The sequence below is a fragment of the Capilliphycus salinus ALCB114379 genome, from assembly GCF_047276495.1.
Lineage (GTDB): Bacteria > Cyanobacteriota > Cyanobacteriia > Cyanobacteriales > Microcoleaceae > Capilliphycus > Capilliphycus salinus.
This window is the reverse complement of sequence record NZ_CP178543.1, coordinates 7,432,079-7,448,591: the sequence shown is the minus strand read 5'-3', so window position 1 is coordinate 7,448,591 and position 16,513 is coordinate 7,432,079. Positions and strand designations below refer to the sequence as shown.

15 protein-coding genes are annotated in these 16,513 nt (G+C 43.0%); 8 read left to right on the top strand and 7 right to left on the bottom strand.

Going from position 1 to position 16,513, the window contains the following annotated elements; genetic code table 11:
* The first annotated feature begins 84 nt into the window (after positions 1-84).
* From ACL6C3_RS30285 to ACL6C3_RS30265, 5 genes are all read left to right on the top strand, one after another.
* Positions 85-1,338, top strand: coding sequence for an FAD-dependent hydroxylase (locus ACL6C3_RS30285; RefSeq protein WP_413163832.1), 1,254 nt, complete (start codon positions 85-87; stop codon positions 1,336-1,338).
* 35 nt (positions 1,339-1,373) lie between these two features.
* Positions 1,374-2,411, top strand: coding sequence for an ABC transporter substrate-binding protein (locus tag ACL6C3_RS30280; protein WP_413163830.1), 1,038 nt, complete (start codon positions 1,374-1,376; stop codon positions 2,409-2,411).
* A gap of 205 nt (positions 2,412-2,616) precedes the next feature.
* Entirely contained in the window at positions 2,617-3,216 is a 600-nt protein-coding gene (locus ACL6C3_RS30275) for a serine/threonine protein kinase (protein ID WP_413163829.1), read from the top strand.
* Complete coding sequence (locus ACL6C3_RS30270; protein WP_413163828.1) at positions 3,164-3,973, top strand: hypothetical protein; 810 nt, start codon at positions 3,164-3,166, stop codon at positions 3,971-3,973. The genes ACL6C3_RS30275 and ACL6C3_RS30270 overlap by 53 nt, the downstream gene beginning before the upstream one ends.
* Positions 3,974-3,997: 24 nt before the next feature.
* Positions 3,998-4,312, top strand: a complete 315-nt coding sequence (locus tag ACL6C3_RS30265; RefSeq protein WP_413163826.1) for an MGMT family protein — start codon at positions 3,998-4,000, stop codon at positions 4,310-4,312.
* Positions 4,313-4,432: 120 nt separating this feature from the next.
* On the opposite strand, the gene nuoK is transcribed toward ACL6C3_RS30265, so the two are convergent.
* From nuoK to ACL6C3_RS30230, 7 genes are all read right to left on the bottom strand, one after another.
* Positions 4,433-4,744: an NADH-quinone oxidoreductase subunit NuoK gene (nuoK, locus tag ACL6C3_RS30260; RefSeq protein WP_413163825.1), complete on the bottom strand. Its 312-nt coding sequence runs from the start codon at positions 4,742-4,744 to the stop codon at positions 4,433-4,435.
* A gap of 81 nt (positions 4,745-4,825) precedes the next feature.
* Positions 4,826-5,452, bottom strand: coding sequence for an NADH-quinone oxidoreductase subunit J (locus ACL6C3_RS30255; protein WP_413163823.1), 627 nt, complete (start codon positions 5,450-5,452; stop codon positions 4,826-4,828).
* Positions 5,453-5,548: 96 nt separating this feature from the next.
* On the bottom strand, positions 5,549-6,157 hold the full coding sequence (gene ndhI, locus ACL6C3_RS30250) for an NAD(P)H-quinone oxidoreductase subunit I (RefSeq protein WP_413163821.1): 609 nt from the start codon (positions 6,155-6,157) through the stop codon (positions 5,549-5,551).
* Positions 6,158-6,308: 151 nt separating this feature from the next.
* Positions 6,309-7,427: an NADH-quinone oxidoreductase subunit NuoH gene (nuoH, locus tag ACL6C3_RS30245; RefSeq protein ID WP_413163820.1), complete on the bottom strand. Its 1,119-nt coding sequence runs from the start codon at positions 7,425-7,427 to the stop codon at positions 6,309-6,311.
* 199 nt (positions 7,428-7,626) lie between these two features.
* Entirely contained in the window at positions 7,627-8,829 is a 1,203-nt protein-coding gene (locus tag ACL6C3_RS30240) for a citrate synthase (RefSeq protein WP_413163818.1), read from the bottom strand.
* A gap of 140 nt (positions 8,830-8,969) precedes the next feature.
* Positions 8,970-9,467: a phosphohistidine phosphatase SixA gene (gene sixA, locus ACL6C3_RS30235; RefSeq protein ID WP_413163816.1), complete on the bottom strand. Its 498-nt coding sequence runs from the start codon at positions 9,465-9,467 to the stop codon at positions 8,970-8,972.
* 126 nt (positions 9,468-9,593) lie between these two features.
* Entirely contained in the window at positions 9,594-10,091 is a 498-nt protein-coding gene (locus ACL6C3_RS30230) for an HNH endonuclease (protein ID WP_413163814.1), read from the bottom strand.
* A 461-nt stretch (positions 10,092-10,552) separates the two neighbouring features.
* Here ACL6C3_RS30230 and alr point away from each other — a divergent pair, with 461 nt between their 5' ends.
* The 3 genes from alr (at position 10,553) to ACL6C3_RS30215 (ending at position 16,466) form a co-directional block, all read left to right on the top strand.
* Complete coding sequence (gene alr, locus ACL6C3_RS30225) at positions 10,553-11,767, top strand: alanine racemase (protein ID WP_413163812.1); 1,215 nt, start codon at positions 10,553-10,555, stop codon at positions 11,765-11,767.
* Between the two features lie 440 nt (positions 11,768-12,207).
* A complete protein-coding gene (locus tag ACL6C3_RS30220) occupies positions 12,208-15,156 on the top strand; it encodes an ATP-binding protein (protein WP_413163810.1) in 2,949 nt (982 codons plus the stop codon).
* Positions 15,157-15,767: 611 nt separating this feature from the next.
* Positions 15,768-16,466: a calcium-binding protein gene (locus ACL6C3_RS30215; protein WP_413163808.1), complete on the top strand. Its 699-nt coding sequence runs from the start codon at positions 15,768-15,770 to the stop codon at positions 16,464-16,466.
* Positions 16,467-16,513: the final 47 nt, after the last annotated feature.

Genomic DNA, 16,513 nt, shown 5'->3' with positions numbered 1-16,513 from the left:
CCGACTGGCGTGCTAAATTTTCGATTTTCAGTCACAATAAAATAGGTATAAATTCGTTCAGTTTGATTTCTAGTTCCGTAAATTATGCTTCTTCAGCAGCATTCACAAACAAAAACCCAATCTCAACGGCAGTCTCAGCTTAATCTTGACTACGACTTAGCCATTGTGGGTGGCGGTATTGTCGGGGCGACTCTCGCCTGCGGACTCAAAAATTCTTCCCTGAGAGTTGTTTTGATCGAACCCCAACCCAAAGCAGTCGCCACCGGCCGCCGACAAGCCTACGCCCTAACGCTGCAAACCGGACGCATTCTTGATGGAATAGGAGTCTGGGACGAAATTTTACCGAAAATTACCACTTTTCGTCAAATTAGTCTCAGCGATAGCGATCATCCCGGTGTGGTTGATTTTCAACCCGCAGATCTCGGCACTCAGGCGTTGGGCTATGTCGGCGAACATTCGGTAATTTTAGCCGCAATGCACGATTTTCTCGACTCCTGTGAGAACGTTTCTTGGCTTTGTCCGGCTAAAGTGGTCAATGTGAATTATCAGTCGGATTTTGCCGAAATTGAGGTCGAAACCGAGGGAATTACTCAAACCCTACGAACTCAGTTGGTGATCGCCGCCGATGGTTCGCGATCGCCACTGCGCCAAGCTGCGGGAATTTCGACCTATGGCTGGAAATATTGGCAGTCTTGCATCGCCATGACCATCAAAACCGAAAAATCTCACAATAATGTTGCTTTTGAACGGTTTTGGCCGAGCGGCCCGATGGGGGTTTTGCCTTTACCGGGAAACCGCTGTCAGGTGGTGTGGACTGCGCCTCACGCCGAAGCCCAAGCGTTGAAAGATCTCGATGAAAAAGCATTTTTAGAGTTGCTAGAATACCGCACGGGCGGGCTTTTGGGTCGTTTGGAGTTGGAAAGCGATCGCTATGTTTTCCCGGTTCAACTGATGCAAAGCGCCCGCTATATTCAAAACCGACTGGCGCTGGTTGGCGATGCGGCTCACTGCTGTCATCCGGTCGGCGGCCAGGGTCTAAATATGGGCGTTCGGGATGCGGGGGCGTTGGCTCAAGTGTTGCGAAAAGCCTCTGAAAATGGCGAAGATATCGGACGGCTTCGGGTTCTCAAGCGTTACGAAAGTTGGCGTCAAAAAGAAAATTTGGTTATCTTGGGATTCACCGATTTTCTAGATCGAATGTTTTCGGGAAATTGGTTGCCCAAAGTGACCGTTCGTCGGTGGGGTTTGTGGGGGTTGCGGAAGGTTAAACCTTTGCGATATTTGGCTTTACGCCTGATGACCGGGTTACTGGGTCGCTCAATTCATCCTCAATATTAAGTTTTATTTTATCCTCTTTTCATCCTTAGAATCTTGTGTTAAGCCGTCGTTATTTTGTTAAAACATCAAGTTTTTTTAGTCTGTTTTGGATGTTGGGAGCGTTTGGGGAACGTTCTCAAGCTGTTGAGGTTTTAGAAACCTTAAATCAAACCTCTTTGGACTCATTAACCCTGCAATTAGACTGGAAATATAACGTTCAATTTGCCGGGGTTTTACTCGCCGATTATTATCAACTTTACCAAAAAGAGGGATTAAATTTAAACATTCAACCCTGGGATTTTGGCGTTGATGTTATCGAAATTGTTGCAGAAAATCCGATGATTTTGGGTTGTGCGGAACAGGACGTAATTTTAGCCGCCCAAGCCGCAGGAAAACCCATCAAAGCCGTTGCCACGATGTTTCAAACGTCTCCCTTGGGTTTGATGTCTATGCCCGATAATAATATAGCATCTTTGCAGGATTTAATGGGTAAAAAAGTCGGGGTTCATGCGGATACTCAAAAAGTCATGGACTTGGTAATGGGGTATAGTAAACTTCCACCCGATGACATTGAAGTTGTCGATATTTCCTATGATGAAAAATACGATAAATTGTTAACCGGAGAAGTCGATGCGGTGCAATGTTATCTCGTTGATGAACCGATAGGCTTTGCTTACCAAACCGGCATTGAACCAACGGTTATTCGTTTGAGCGATTACGGTTATGATGCTTATGTACAGACTATTTTTGCTCATAATTCCCTGTTAGAAAACCAGCGAGAACAGGTTCAGGCGTTTCTCAAAGCTACTTTTCAGGGTTGGAAACTCGCCCTAGAAAATATTCCGAAAGCGGCGAAAATTGTCATAGAAAATTATGTTAATCCCAAGAGTAAATACAACAATTTAGACTATCAAACTCAATCTTTAGAATTGATTTCAGAATATATTACACTGGGCGAAAGTTTAGATGAACCTTTGGGTTTAATTTCATCGGAACGTTGGCGAACGATGTCCGAACGTTTACTCAAATATAATATTATTAAAACCGCCCCAAATCTCTCAGATTCTATAGATTTAACCGTTTGGTCAGTCTAATGTAGGGTGCATCAAATTCCCAGTATTGGTATATAAGTCATTACTTTAACCTATTTGATGCACCAAATTTTTAAGTGATCATAGCGAGTAGTGTGCATCAAATTCCCAGTATTGGTATATAAGTCATTACTTTAACCTATTTGATGCACCCTACGACTGTAAGCAATAATAGACCAATAACGGGTTCAACTGGAGAAACGCCAACATGACTCTACACCAACCCAACGATATCATAGCCCAACGGTATCGCATTGTCACCGCTTTGGGTGAAGGGGGAATGGGAACCACCTACGAAGCCGAAGATTTGACAAATTATCAACGAGTCGCCGTTAAAGCCGTTTCCTTGCGACAAGCAAAAGATTGGAAAATATTAGAACTATTTGAACGGGAAGCCAAAGTTCTCGCCAATTTGAACCATCCGGGAATTCCAAAATATTTGGATTATTTTCACCTCGATACAGAAGAAGATAGACAGTTTTATTTAATTCGAGAATTAGTTTCTGGAGACTCTTTAGCCGCTTGGGTTGAAAAAGGTTGGCATCCCACAGAAGCAGAAATTAAGCAAATAGCGATAAAAATTTTAGAGATTCTCAGCTATTTACATCAACTCAACCCGCCTATTATTCATCGGGATATCAAACCGCAAAATATTATCAGAAAAGCGGACGGGGAAATATTTTTAGTGGATTTTGGGGCGGTTCAAGATATCTATCGCAATACAATTTCTTTCAGCGGAACGTTCGTCGGAACGGTTGGATATATGCCCCCCGGAACAGTTGCGGGGAAAGGCTTATTGTGCTTCTGATTTGTATAGTTTGGGCGGTACTTTGTTGTATTTATTAACTCATCGTTCCCCCGATGAACTTCCTCAAAAACGAATGAAAATTGATTTTCGTTCCTGTGTACAAATTTCGCCCCAATTTGCCAATTGGTTAGAAAAAATATTAGAACCGATGTTTGAGGATCGGTTTCAGTCAGCAGCCCAAGCTTTAAATGCACTTCAAAATAACTCGGAGATAATTTCTTCTCCTGACTCTAGTATTCAATCGGTTCATAAAAAACCTAAAGGAAGTCGAGTTAAAATTCAAAAAACATCCAAAAGCTTAGTTGTTGATATTCCTCCTGCGGGTTTTCGGAGTCAAGATTTATTTCTATGGATTTTTAACGTTTTATGGAATGGATTTCTACTCTTGGTTTTCATATCAGGTGGAATTCAAGTTCTATTTTCACCTGTTATTTTCCATGTTATAGTCGGTGTTGTTATGCTTGGCTTTCTTCTGTGGACTTCAGCGAGCAAAACTCGTATTCAAATTGATACCAATGAGTTTTCTGTTTCCTGGAAATGTTTATTATTTAGTCGGAAATCTCAAGGAAAAACGGCAGATTTAGATAAAATCTCTATTAATGAGACGGGGATTACAAGCAACCGAAATCCTGTGATGAACTGCGCTTTATTTGAAGGGATAAAAAAACATCAATTTGGCTCTTTATTAGTTCGAGAAGAACAGGAATGGTTGGTTGCTGAAATTTCAGATTTTTTGGGACAATTAAAGTCAAGATAAAATCAATAAAAACCTCAAAAATTCATGTCTACCTATGATATAATTTATGATATAGTTCGTAAAATTCCGGCCGGGAAAGTTGCCACCTACGGACAAGTCGCGGAGTTAGCTAATTTAGCGGGAAAAGCGCGTTTGGTTGGCTATGCGTTGTATCGGGTGGATACTCAATCTTCTGATATTCCCTGGCATCGGGTAATTAACGCAAAAGGCGAAATTTCTCACTCTACTTTGCGTCGGGGAACAGATTATTATCAAAAAACACTTCTCGAAGAAGAAGGGATAGTCTTTACTTCAGATGGGAAAATTAAGCTGAGTCAATATCAATGGAAACCGTCTTAAAAAAAGAAAGTCAGGGAATAAATTCCCCGACTCAAAACAAAAGTCCTCTTAAGAGGACTTCATTTATGAGACAGAGATTTCAATCTCTGGCGATTTTTTGCAATTTTACAATCTAGCTGTTTACCACTTCAACAGGTTAAATTCTTCCATATCAACCGTATCGCGGTTACGATAAATGGTTAATACAATAGCCAAACCAACAGCCGCTTCAGCCGCCGCTACGGTAATCACAAACACGGTAAACACCTGACCTTTGATGTTGTTTCCGTCCAAATAATTGGAAAATCCCATCAAATTCAAGTTAACCGCATTCAACAGCAACTCAATAGACATCAACACCCGCACCGCATTTCTGCTGGTAATTAATCCATAAATTCCAATGCAGAATAAAGCCGCCGCAACCACCAAAAAATACTCTAACTGTAATTCCATGAATTGTTGTTCTCTCCTAACGTTTTACCCGATTAAAAATAGTAATTTCTCCCTGTTGAGTTGAGAAAATCTACAAAATTCTTAACTTTCAGAAGAAGATTGTTGACTGGAAACCGAAAGCAACTCGCGAGGGCGTTCCTGTAAAGTCCAACCGGGAGTTTGCATTTCTTCTTCGGGAGTTAAATCGGGGATAAAATCGCGACGAGCCAGAATAATCGCCCCAACCATTGCCATCAACAAAAATACAGAAGCCAACTCAAACGGCAATAAAAAGTCACTGAAAAAGTGCTGTCCGATCAGCACAATCGAACTATCTTCTGGGGGAATAGGAACCGACGCTTGCGCCATCCAGGGCGTAGACAATACCATCGTACTCAGGAGGGCAAATAAACCCGCACAAACCAAAGCCGTAGCGCCTTTACGAATCCAAGCATTCGGCAAGGTTTTAAAGCGTTCTTGCTTGTTAACCAACATAATCCCGAATAGGATTAAAACGTTAACCGAACCGACATAAATCAGAACTTGCGCCGCCGCAACAAAATCGGCATTCAGGAGAAGATACAGCCCCGCCATACTCATAAATACCCCGCCCAACAAAAAGGCAGAGTAAACAATATTTTCCAGCAAAACCACTCCCAAAGCCGCACCGAGCATCATCACGGTGAGCAAACCAAACGAAACTATTTGAACCCCTTCGGCTAAATTCACAACTCTTTTTTCCTTATTTCTGTGCTGAATTATTCGTGAGAAAATGGAGAAGACAAGCGCAACTCGACGCATTGCCTATCTTCTCTTGAGAACTGCCTAATTCTCACTTTTTGATTCTTGTTCGGCTTCCATTTGATCCAGAATTTCTTCAGGACGCAAACCGGCCCGACGCGCACCAGCCGGAAGATCGTGAGGGTCTAAAACGCCCTTCGGTAAGTAGGCAAGTTCTCGCATCGGAGTCACCATCGGATCGTTTGTCACCTTGTAGGGTAAACGTCCGAGTGCCACGTTATCATAGTTCAACTCGTGGCGATCGTAAGCGGCCAACTCGTATTCTTCGGTCATCGATAAACAGTTAGTCGGGCAGTATTCTACACAGTTTCCGCAGAAAATACAAACCCCAAAGTCAATACTGTAATGCTTGAGTTGTTTTTTCTTATTTGCCTTATTAAATTCCCAGTCTACAACGGGCAAGTTAATCGGACAAACCCGCACGCAAACTTCACAAGCAATACATTTATCAAACTCAAAATGAATCCGACCTCTAAAACGTTCGGAGGGAATTAATTTTTCGTAGGGATACTGAACGGTAATCGGACGGCGACGCATATGATCGAAAGTCACAGATAAGCCCTGACCGATATATTTAGCGGCTTGAAAGGTTTCTTTGGCGTAGTCCGTGACTTGATTTAGAAACTTTAACATGGGTTCTCTCTCAAGTTGCAACAGTATCGTAATAAAAGGCAAAAGGGGCGAATTGCAAAAGGCAGAGGAAGTATTGACTCGGAGGGCGTATGCCGTATGTCCTACTACCCTCCTTTTGCTTTCTCACCCTTGTCTTTGAAGTTAGCGTGAATTATCCCCCGAATGCAATTGGGAAAGCTAATTTCAAACCTGCGGTGAGGAGTAAATTCACCAAACCCACAGGTAACAAGAATTTCCAACCCAGATTTAACAATTGGTCAATCCGCACCCGAGGTACAGTCCAGCGCAGCAGAATGGCTGTAAACACCAAAAAGTAGGCTTTGAGGATGGTCATCGTAATGCCCAACGTACCCGTAATCACCTGTAACCAGGGTGTGGTTTCGCTGAGATTTAACCACCCGGCGATCGCTTCTACGGGGATGGGAAAATCCCAACCGCCCAAATACAGCACCGCCACCAACAGCGACGACAGCAGCAAGTTGACGTAGGAAGCCAGATAATAGAGGGCGAACTTCATCCCGGAATATTCGGTTTGATATCCGGCGACGAGTTCTTCTTCAGCTTCGGGTAAGTCAAAGGGGAGACGTTCGCATTCGGCTAAAGCGGCGATCCAGAAAATCAGAAAACCGATCGGTTGGCGCCAAATATTCCAGCCCAGGATACCGTAACCGGACTGTTGTTCGACGATATCAATGGTGCTGAGGCTGTTGGACATCATCACAACGGCCAAAACCGCCAAAGCCAGGGGGATTTCATAACTGATCGACTGTGCGGCAGCCCGTAACCCGCCCAGAAGCGAGTATTTATTATTGGAGGCATAGCCGGACATCAGCAACCCAATCGGCTGTATACTCGATAGGGCAATCCACAGAAAAATCGCCGTTCCCACGTCGCTAATGATCAAATTCTGCCCAAAGGGAACGATGAGATAGGACAGAAAGACCGGGATCGAGACAATAATTGGCCCCAAGGTGAAAAGCCAGGGGTCAGCCAAAGCCGGAACAATATCTTCCTTCAACAGCAATTTCAAGCCATCGGCTGCCGGGGCCAAAGTTCCCAACGGCCCAATAAATTCCGGGCCGATCCGCTGTTGGGCGGCGGCTGAGATTTTCCGTTCCAGCCACACCGAACCGAGTACACCCACCGTTGCCGCCACCAACATTAATCCCATCGGTAGGGGCATCCAGATGACTTTAGCGGCACCTGGGGGTATACCAAAATCCATCAGGGCTTGGACAAAACTTCCTTGTAAGTCAATTCCTGGGTTCATTTATCCAAACTCAAACTTAAATTACCCTAGACATTTTGACATCGCTCTGTTGAGCGAGACTTCTTCTGTCCTTCTTTGTAAAGATTATTTAAACTTTACTCTAGACTCAGTATAGCGTTCGACCGCCGTCTAATTTACACGGGCCAGAAATTTGAAGGTTTTTTAGAAGAGATAAGAAATCGTCATTCGACCTTTTCAACTAATCCCCGCTGTATTCTCGACCATCGCTTCCATTTTGTTGCAAAGGATCGCCCAGAGGCACCGCCCGTTGCTCGATGGGAATGTAAGGCTCACCGTGAGAACCGGTATAGATTTGAGTGGGTCGGTAAATGCGATTTTTGCCGATTTGTTCTTTCCAATGGGCCAGCCATCCGGCCACGCGAGCGATCGCAAAAATGGGGGTAAACAAATCCGTCGGAATCCCCAACTTGCGATAGACTAAACCGGAGTAAAAATCTACATTCGGATAGATGCCTTTGTGTCCGAGTTTGTCTTGAACGGCCGCTTCTAATTCCAGTGCAATTTCATAATATTTGTCGTGGCCGAACTGCTCAAATAATTCCTCGGCCAACTTTTGCAAAATGGTAGCGCGAGGATCTTTAACCTTGTAAACCCGATGGCCAAAGCCCATAATTTTGGCTTTTCGTTCTAAAAGTCCATCCAGGTAGGGCCGAACGTTCTCCACCGATCCAATATCTTCCAACATAAACAGCACTTCTTCATTCGCGCCGCCATGCAAAGGCCCGGCCAACGTTCCCACCGCCGACGCCACCACCGCATAGGGATCGGTTAACGTCGAAGCCGTCACCATTGCCGAAAACGTCGAAGCATTGATAGTATGTTCGGCGTGAAGCGTCAAACACACATCAAACACTTTAGCCGCCAGGGGATGGGGTTCCCGTTCGTTGAGCATATACAGAAAATTCGCCGAATAGTCGAGATCGTCTCTCGGTTGCACCGGGTCATTTCCTTTCCGCATCAGTTGAAAAGCGGCTACCATCGTCGGGATTTTTGCCAACAGTCGCACAACCGCTTCTCGAATGTACTGAGGATTATCCAAAGCACGACGGGAGTAAAACAAACCCAATGCAGCGGCAGAGGTTTGCAGCGCATCCATCGGATGACCTGTTTCTGGGAAACATTTCATCATATCCCGAATGCGGTATTTGATCCGACGATGGTAGCGAATATCATGCTCGAAGCTTTCGAGTTCCTCCTGAGTCGGTAGTTTACCCCAACTCAGCAGATACGCTACTTCTAGAAAGGAACTCTTTTGGGCGAGTTCCTCAACCCGAATGCCTCGATATTCTAGTATTCCCTTTTGCCCATCGACGTAGCTAATACTGGACAAGGTTGCAGGAACACCTTCTAAACCAGGCTTGTATTCGCCGACGAAAGTCATAGCCGTTTCTCGATGTACATATAACCTATTCAGGGTACATTATCACTAACAACCGATCCAGTTACCATTTTGACAACATTTAATTCGGATTGTTCTTTACCCTTACCCCTGAAGCCAAAAATCGATCTCTAGGATTGTCACTAACTCAACAAAAATTTCGGCGGACTCAGCCACAACAGTTGACTGTTGCCGATTGGCGAACCGGTTTCGGGTAAGCTAATCCCAATGATACCCGCTTTCTTGACGACTAACGCCCCCCGCACATCTCCCCAAATTAACATTTCCGCCCAATTTCCCAGATCCGGCTGATGTCCGACTAAAGCCAGACTTTCTTTTCCGGTTTGACTCCAGTTTCTATACCAGTCCAACCAAAAGTTAATTTCGCCTTCGGGGGCTAAAGGCGGAAATTCTTCGACGCGATCGCTTAAACCTACAGATTTGAGAATATCAGCCGTTTGACGCGCCCGCACCAACGGACTCGATAGCACGATCTCAAATTTTAGGTTCAACTCTACCAGCTTTTGAGCGACTTTACGGGTTTTGCGAGCGCCCTCTTTGGTCAGAGGGCGTTCTTCGTCTATCTCGTACAGTTCGCGATCGGCGGCGATGCCATGACGAATCAAGTAAAGATGGGTCATCGCAAAGGTTCTCATTCTATATGAAACCTTAGCATAGCAGAATTGTTCAGCAAACAGGGTTTGCCAAAGCCACTGAAAAAACGGTTACAAAAACAACAAAACCCCTGTTTTTTCAGCAAACAGGGGTTAAAGACCAATCATATATTTTTGCCATTCTTGATTCATCCCGCTTTTGACGTGTTTCGTCACTTCAAAGTAGAGACTACTGTAGGGTTTTCGCGGTGGATAACGCAGTATCATATTCGCCTCCCTCGGCGTGCGACTCCCCTTTTTGACGTTACAACGAACACAAGCAGAAACCAAATTTTCCCAGGTTTCCCCGCCACCTCGCGATCGCGGAATCACATGATCGAGGGTGAGTTCATCTCCGGTATAGCCACAATATTGACAAGTGTGACCGTCCCGGTGCAAGATATTCCTGCGAGTTAGAGGAATGTCTTTGTAGGGAACTCGAACATAATGGCGTAATCTGATCACCGTCGGTAGAGGAAAGTCGGGTAGAAGGTACTTTCCATTATGCTCAACCTGTTCGGCTTTTTGTTTGAGTAACAAGACCACCGCCCGCCGCCAACTGGTAATATTTAGCGGCTCGTAGGAGGCGTTCAATACTAGAACGTTGCCCATTGACGTTTCGCTGCGATTATAGTATTTGACCGATATTAACACAGGTTAACGCTTTCCGGGACAGGGAATAATCAGTCACCAGTCACCCTCCGGGTTCAGCAGTTGCTCCTCGACGGAAACCGCCAAGTCCGCACTGCTTCACCAGTCACCAGTCACCAGTTTTTTCAGTTACCAGTGTTTTCAGTGACCAGTGTTGTAGGGGCGGGTTCTACATCAATCTATCTTACTCAGCAAATAAGTTACATAAACCCGCCCCCCACAAACCCGACACCCGACATTCTGGGGCGGGTTTATATCAGTTATTGCGAAGAATGATCAATTTGTTGCGAACCCGCCCCTACAAACCCAACTCCCGACTCCCATCTTCCTATCTCCAAGATTTTTCCCGATCCAAATGGGCGATCGCGATCTAAGCTTTATAGTCAACCGATGTTGCGAATACGTGAGGAGTGAGTTTAGATATGGTAACTGGAAAACCCACCTCGGAAAGAGATCGCCTCATTTTAGCGTTGAGAGGGCGGGGCAGATATGATGAAATTTGTCAACGGTCCTGGGTTGAAATTGATTTGGCGGCGATCGCTTACAATGTACAACAAATTAAAACCCTGCTTTCTCCCCAAACCACGCTGATGGCGGTGGTCAAAGCGGACGCCTACGGACACGGGGCGGTTTCTGTCGCCAAAACTGTTACTCAAGCGGGTGCGGGTGCGTTTGCTGTCGCTACAACTCCCGAAGGAATTGAACTTCGTGAAGCGGGAATTAAACAACCGATATTAGTGTTGGGTGCGGCTTATACTTCCGATGAAATTAAAGCCATTTCCCACTGGCAACTTCAGCCGACTTTATGCACTCCTCAACAGGCGCTTTTATTCTCAGAAACTCTCGGTAAACTGAACCAAACGTTAGAGGTTCATCTCAATATTGATACCGGGATGTCTCGTTTGGGAACGTCTTGGCAAAAAGGGGTTGAATTTGTGCAGTTAGTTCAACGTCTTCCGAATTTAAAACTTGCTGGAATTTATTCCCATTTTGCCACAGCCGACAGTCTTGATCAAACGTTAATGAGACAGCAGCACCAACGCTTTCAAACGGTGATTCAAACTCTCGGAATTAACCCCAAAAATCCTTTAAATCAAGGGACTGTTTCTCGCCCCTGTTTGCATATTTCTAACTCGGCTGCGACCTTAACCGATGCGGCTTTACATTATGATTGGGTTCGGGTTGGTTTGGGAATTTATGGTTTGTATCCCGCCCCCCATTTACGCTCAACGGTTGACCTCAAACCGGTTATGCAGGTGAAAGCAAAAGTTACTCAAATTAAAACGATTGAAGCGGGAACGGGTGTTAGCTACGGTTATCAATATATTGCCGAGAAAACCACTCGAATTGCGGTTGTCGGAATCGGTTATGCTGATGGCGTTCCTCGCAATCTTTCTAACAAAATGAAGGTTTTAGTTCGGGGTGAATTTTTACCTCAAATTGGCGCAATTACAATGGATCAATTGATGATCGATGTGACTTCTATGCCCGATTTACAAGTGGGTGAAGTGGTCACAATATTAGGAAAAGAAGGGAAAAATAGTATTTCAGCCGATGACTGGGCGGCGGATTTGGGAACAATTTCTTGGGAAATTTTGTGCGGGTTTAAACATCGACTTCCTCGCCTTAATTTTTGATAAAAGTCGAGTCAAGTAGAATTAGTTTATATTGTAGAAACCCGGTTTTTTGAGAAACTGGGTTTTTAATTGAACCCTTAGACTGTTATTCGCAACAGCGCAATTTTCCGTAAATATACTGAATAATTTCAAACCGATTAATTAAACCGATGAACTCTCACGACCGATTATCTGTCTAAAGATAGAAGTCTGGAGTTGATGTTACCGTTTGGAAAAAAATCGGCTAAAATTATTTCAGGAATTCTAAAATTTTTGTTAAAATCGATACCATTCTGGGTAAATATACTGAAATTGCAGACAAACTAACCGAATCGGTGAACATTTTATGATTTCTTATGATTAATCAGCGGTTTAAAGATAGAGGGATTCGGTTAGTGATATATTTGAACAAATAGCAACCGCTCCCATATAAACTCCTCACAACCAAAGCAAAAACTACTGTGGAAAATCACTACCCTATCCAACCCTTGAGAACAAAGTCTTTGAGCAAAGTCGATTTTTCTTTTAGAAAAAAGCCTGTCAAAAAGCTGATTTCTAAACTGATCATTGTGGGTGCGGTTCTCGCGGTTGGTATCGTTTCAGGAATTAGTTATGGGTTGGTTCGTAGTATTATTTTAACGGGTTCTCAGGAAAATGCACTGAAGGAAGCACAAAAAGCCAGTCTAGAAATTGATCAGTGGTTAACGGAATTGCGATCGCAAGTTGAAAGCATAGCAAATAATTCCGAGGTTCGCTCGATGAACTGGTCAAAAGCGGAACCTTTTTTACAGCTTGAAGCGGATCGTTTACCGGACTATTATATGCTTTCGTTGGTCAATGTTGACGGTTCCTATTATACCACAAGTGTGGGATTTGTGGAAGATCAAAATTTGCTTGACCGACCTCACATTCAAAAAACGTTTGCTGGACAAACAACGATTTCTCAACCGATTATTTCTCGGAGTACGGGAATCTATCAAATTAGTATTTGCGCTCCAATTTTGTCGGTTCCGCCTTTAAATCGTCAGCGGGTTTCTCCAGAAGAAACATCGCTGCGAACTAAAAGTTTAAAGGCTTTGAATCTTCCCGATGATTCCAGAGAAAGCAACAGCGTTCGAGGTCTTTTGTGCGGCTCCGTGTCGGTGAAAAATATTACTAATATTGTCGAAAAAATTTCTAATGTTCAAAACGATTCTTTTGCGGTTGTTATCGATAGAGATGGGATTCCCATTGCTCATCCTGACCCGAAATTTGTGCAAGCTAGAAAAAGCTTTTTAGCAGATTCCAATACACGCCTAGCAACCCTGGCTAAAAAAATGGTAAACTCTCAAGAAGGAATCGAGTTAGTTTCCTTAAATAAATCCTGGGTTTATGTGGCTTATACTCCCATCCAAAAAGCGGATTGGTCTGTCGGTTTGGTCATTCCTCAAGATCGATTAGAAGCTCAACTCAGACCGTTAAATTTGCTGGCTGGGGTGATTGGAACCCTATTAATTTTAGCAACAATTTTTGCAATTTGGCAAGTTAAATTATTTCAAGAAACTCGCGAACGAGCCACACGAGAAGCGCTTGTTAATCAACTCACCGAGCAAATTCGAGCGTCTTTAGACTTGAACACTCTTTTACAAATTACAGTCAATGAAGTCAAGAGAGTTTTAGGTTTAAGTTGGGTTGGATTCAGTTGGTATCATACCGAGCAAAAAAGATTAGAGTTTGTCTGTAGCTCATTTTCGTTTAAATTGGCTCAAGCTTTTCCTAAAATCAATGCTTTAATTGAAGAAACATTTGCCGATTTTTCAGTTTCATCAGAAATGATAAACTTGCGTAAATTAGAAGAAGTACATTTAAAAGAAAAATACAAAGCAGATTTTAAAAAAGCCGGAGTCTGTTGCTATTTTGCATTACCCATTCGGGTGAATAAAAGTCAGATTGGTTATTTAATAGGTTTAAGTAAAACTCCAATATCAAACGATAAAGCTATCTTAAAACTGCTCAATACAATACAAGGTCAACTGGTCATCGCCATTACCCAAGCCAACCTTTACAAACAAGTACAAGAACAAGTAGAACTGTTAAATCAAACCCTACGTGAACGCTCGGAAGCTCAAGCACAACTCCAGCAAAAAATGGAAATGTTAGACCGGAGTAGCAACGGAATTATCATCTGGGATATGAACGATAAAATCATTTATTGGAATCAAGGGGCTGAAAATATTTATGGCTGGAAAAAAACCGAAGCAATCAACCAAAATATTCACCGTTTTTTAGGAACTAATTTTCTGACTTCTAAAGCAGAGTTTATGGGAAAATTTCTTAAAAACGGAAGCTGGAATGGCGAACTAAAACATCAAACAAAAGACAACGAAACTCTTGTTATTTTTAGTCGCTGGACTTTACAACGAGATGAACAGGGAAATCCCCGTGCAATCTTAGAAATTAATAGTGATATTACCGAACGAAAAGCCGCAGAAACAGCCTTGGCTTATTCAGAAGCTCAACTCCGAGAAAAAGCAACTCAACTCGAAACCACATTAGCCGAACTTCAACGCACCCAAGCCCAGGTTATTCAAAATGAGAAAATGTCTTCTTTGGGTCAACTGGTTGGGGGTGTCGCCCACGAAATTAATAACCCGGTTAGTTTTATCTATGGAAATCTTACTCATGCGGAAGAATATATGCAGGATTTAATTAATTTACTGCATCTTTATCAAGAACATTATCCAGCAGACTCAACACCGGAAATTCAAGATGAGATAGAAGCTGTTGATTTAGAGTTTATCGAAGAAGATTTTCCGAAAATATTAAAATCCATGAAAAACGGAGCAAAACGAATTGAAGATATTGTTGTGTCTTTAAGAAACTTTTCTCGCATGGATGAAGCAGATTTAAAAGAAGTCAATATTCACGAAGGAATTGATAGCACGTTGATGATTTTACAAAATCGTCTAAATGTGACGAGAAAAAATACTCCGATAAACGTAATTAAAAACTATGGTAATTTACCGAAAGTTGAGTGTTATCCCGGACGGTTAAATCAAGTGTTTATGAATCTATTAACGAATGCGATTGATGCGATACAAGAAGAATACAATCAGCCCTCGCTATCAGAAACTCAAGAAACTGCTCCCACAATTGAGATTTCGACAGAATTAATAGAAAATGAACGGGTTGAAATTCGGATTAAAGACAATGGTTGTGGGATTTCCGAATCGGTTCAAAACCGTTTATTTGACCCCTTTTTCACAACTAAACCCGTAGGAAAAGGAACGGGTTTGGGTTTATCCATCAGTTATCAAATTATCACCGAAAAACATCAAGGTAAATTGTTGTGTAATTCTAAGTTAGAAGAAGGTGCAGAATTCATTATTGAAATTCCTAAAAAACAGAGTCCCGTGACCCCTGCCCCCTAACTCCCCGCCCTTGAGACCCTTGCCCCGTGACCCCATCCTCGCGCGTTCCCTCTCTTGCAAACTTCGCTCTCGTGGCATCGGTGCTGCGTGGGGGAAACCCCCAAGACCGCACTTTGCGCTCTCGACGGAAACCGCCAAGTCGCGAGTTTGCGCGATTCGCCCGCAGGTGGCGCGGTGAAGCAGCACGTTGGGCGGGTTCCCCGACTTGAAGTGACTGCTGAACCCTTTAGGGGGTCGCTCGTCAATTCTGGGGAACTTTTTAACTTCTTACAACAAACAGGTTTATATTTGCTGATTAACTATAAAGTTAGTTATAAAATAATGCCTGAAAAATATCAACCTAAATTATTCTGTAATACTCAATCCGAAAAAGGGAGAAAATAGATTATTAAAATTCCCTAAAATCAAACTATACATAAGAAAAGATTATAATTTATTTGAGTCCTATTAAGGCTGTATTTATCCCCTAGAAAGTCCATCTGTTTTAGGACAACTGACCCGGAAATCTTTTAAACTCTTTGCTTTCCAATTTTTATACTATTTTTGAGAAAGTATGCTATTTTGGTTTTCGGGCTTAAACTTTCAAAGCTTTACTCTAAAAGGAAACACAAATGGCTGAAGTTTTTGGAACTGAAGGGTCAGATAGTTTAGTCGGAACTGACGAACCAGATAGTCTTTTTGGGTTAGGTGGTACTGACACGCTTGAGGGAAGTTCTCAGGGAAATGATACTCTTATTGCGGGTCTCGGTAGTGATTTTCTATTTTCGAGAGGGGATAATAACTGGCTTTTTGCAGGAGAAGGGGATGATGTTGCAACAGCGGGAACTGTAGGAGGAAGCGATACTATTTTTGGCGACCTCGGAAACGATGTCCTTACCGCAGGCGGTGGGAATGATTTAGTTTTTGGGAACAATAATCAGGATGAGATTTTTGGAGGAAATGGAAATGATACGATATATGCAGGTCAGGGAAATGATGAGATTGATGGAGATTTAAATAATGACCTTATTTTCGGCGACCTTGGAAACGATACAATTATAGGAGGAGGAGGAAACGACCAGTTTGTAATTGGTCCCGGCTTTGGGTTAGATATTATTAACGATTATGGCCGGGATACTGATAGTATTCTCCTACTCGGTAACATTACCGAAGCCGATTTGGACTTTGTGACCGCCACAGAAAACATTGGTTTTCAAAACCCCGATATTGAGGTTATTGTACGTTCAACGGGGGAAACGATAGCGATTCTTCGAGATATCAGTCTGGAAGAATTTAACTCAATTAAAATTGTTGAACCGTTTAACCCTTAAAAGATTAGACTGACATCAATAAACCCCGATGAATTAAACCCTTTTCG

Excerpts from the sequence above, each read along its gene's own strand:
- ACL6C3_RS30285 (WP_413163832.1), top strand. The coding sequence starts at position 85 with ATGCTTCTTCAGCAGCATTCACAAACAAAAACCCAATCTCAACGGCAG.
- ACL6C3_RS30275 (WP_413163829.1), top strand. The coding sequence starts at position 2,617 with ATGACTCTACACCAACCCAACGATATCATAGCCCAACGGTATCGCATT.
- ACL6C3_RS30265 (WP_413163826.1), top strand. The coding sequence starts at position 3,998 with ATGTCTACCTATGATATAATTTATGATATAGTTCGTAAAATTCCGGCC.
- nuoK (WP_413163825.1), bottom strand. The coding sequence starts at position 4,744 with ATGGAATTACAGTTAGAGTATTTTTTGGTGGTTGCGGCGGCTTTATTC.
- ndhI (WP_413163821.1), bottom strand. The coding sequence starts at position 6,157 with ATGTTAAAGTTTCTAAATCAAGTCACGGACTACGCCAAAGAAACCTTT.
- nuoH (WP_413163820.1), bottom strand. The coding sequence starts at position 7,427 with ATGAACCCAGGAATTGACTTACAAGGAAGTTTTGTCCAAGCCCTGATG.
- ACL6C3_RS30240 (WP_413163818.1), bottom strand. The coding sequence starts at position 8,829 with ATGACTTTCGTCGGCGAATACAAGCCTGGTTTAGAAGGTGTTCCTGCA.
- sixA (WP_413163816.1), bottom strand. The coding sequence starts at position 9,467 with ATGACCCATCTTTACTTGATTCGTCATGGCATCGCCGCCGATCGCGAA.
- ACL6C3_RS30230 (WP_413163814.1), bottom strand. The coding sequence starts at position 10,091 with ATGGGCAACGTTCTAGTATTGAACGCCTCCTACGAGCCGCTAAATATT.
- alr (WP_413163812.1), top strand. The coding sequence starts at position 10,553 with ATGGTAACTGGAAAACCCACCTCGGAAAGAGATCGCCTCATTTTAGCG.
- ACL6C3_RS30215 (WP_413163808.1), top strand. The coding sequence starts at position 15,768 with ATGGCTGAAGTTTTTGGAACTGAAGGGTCAGATAGTTTAGTCGGAACT.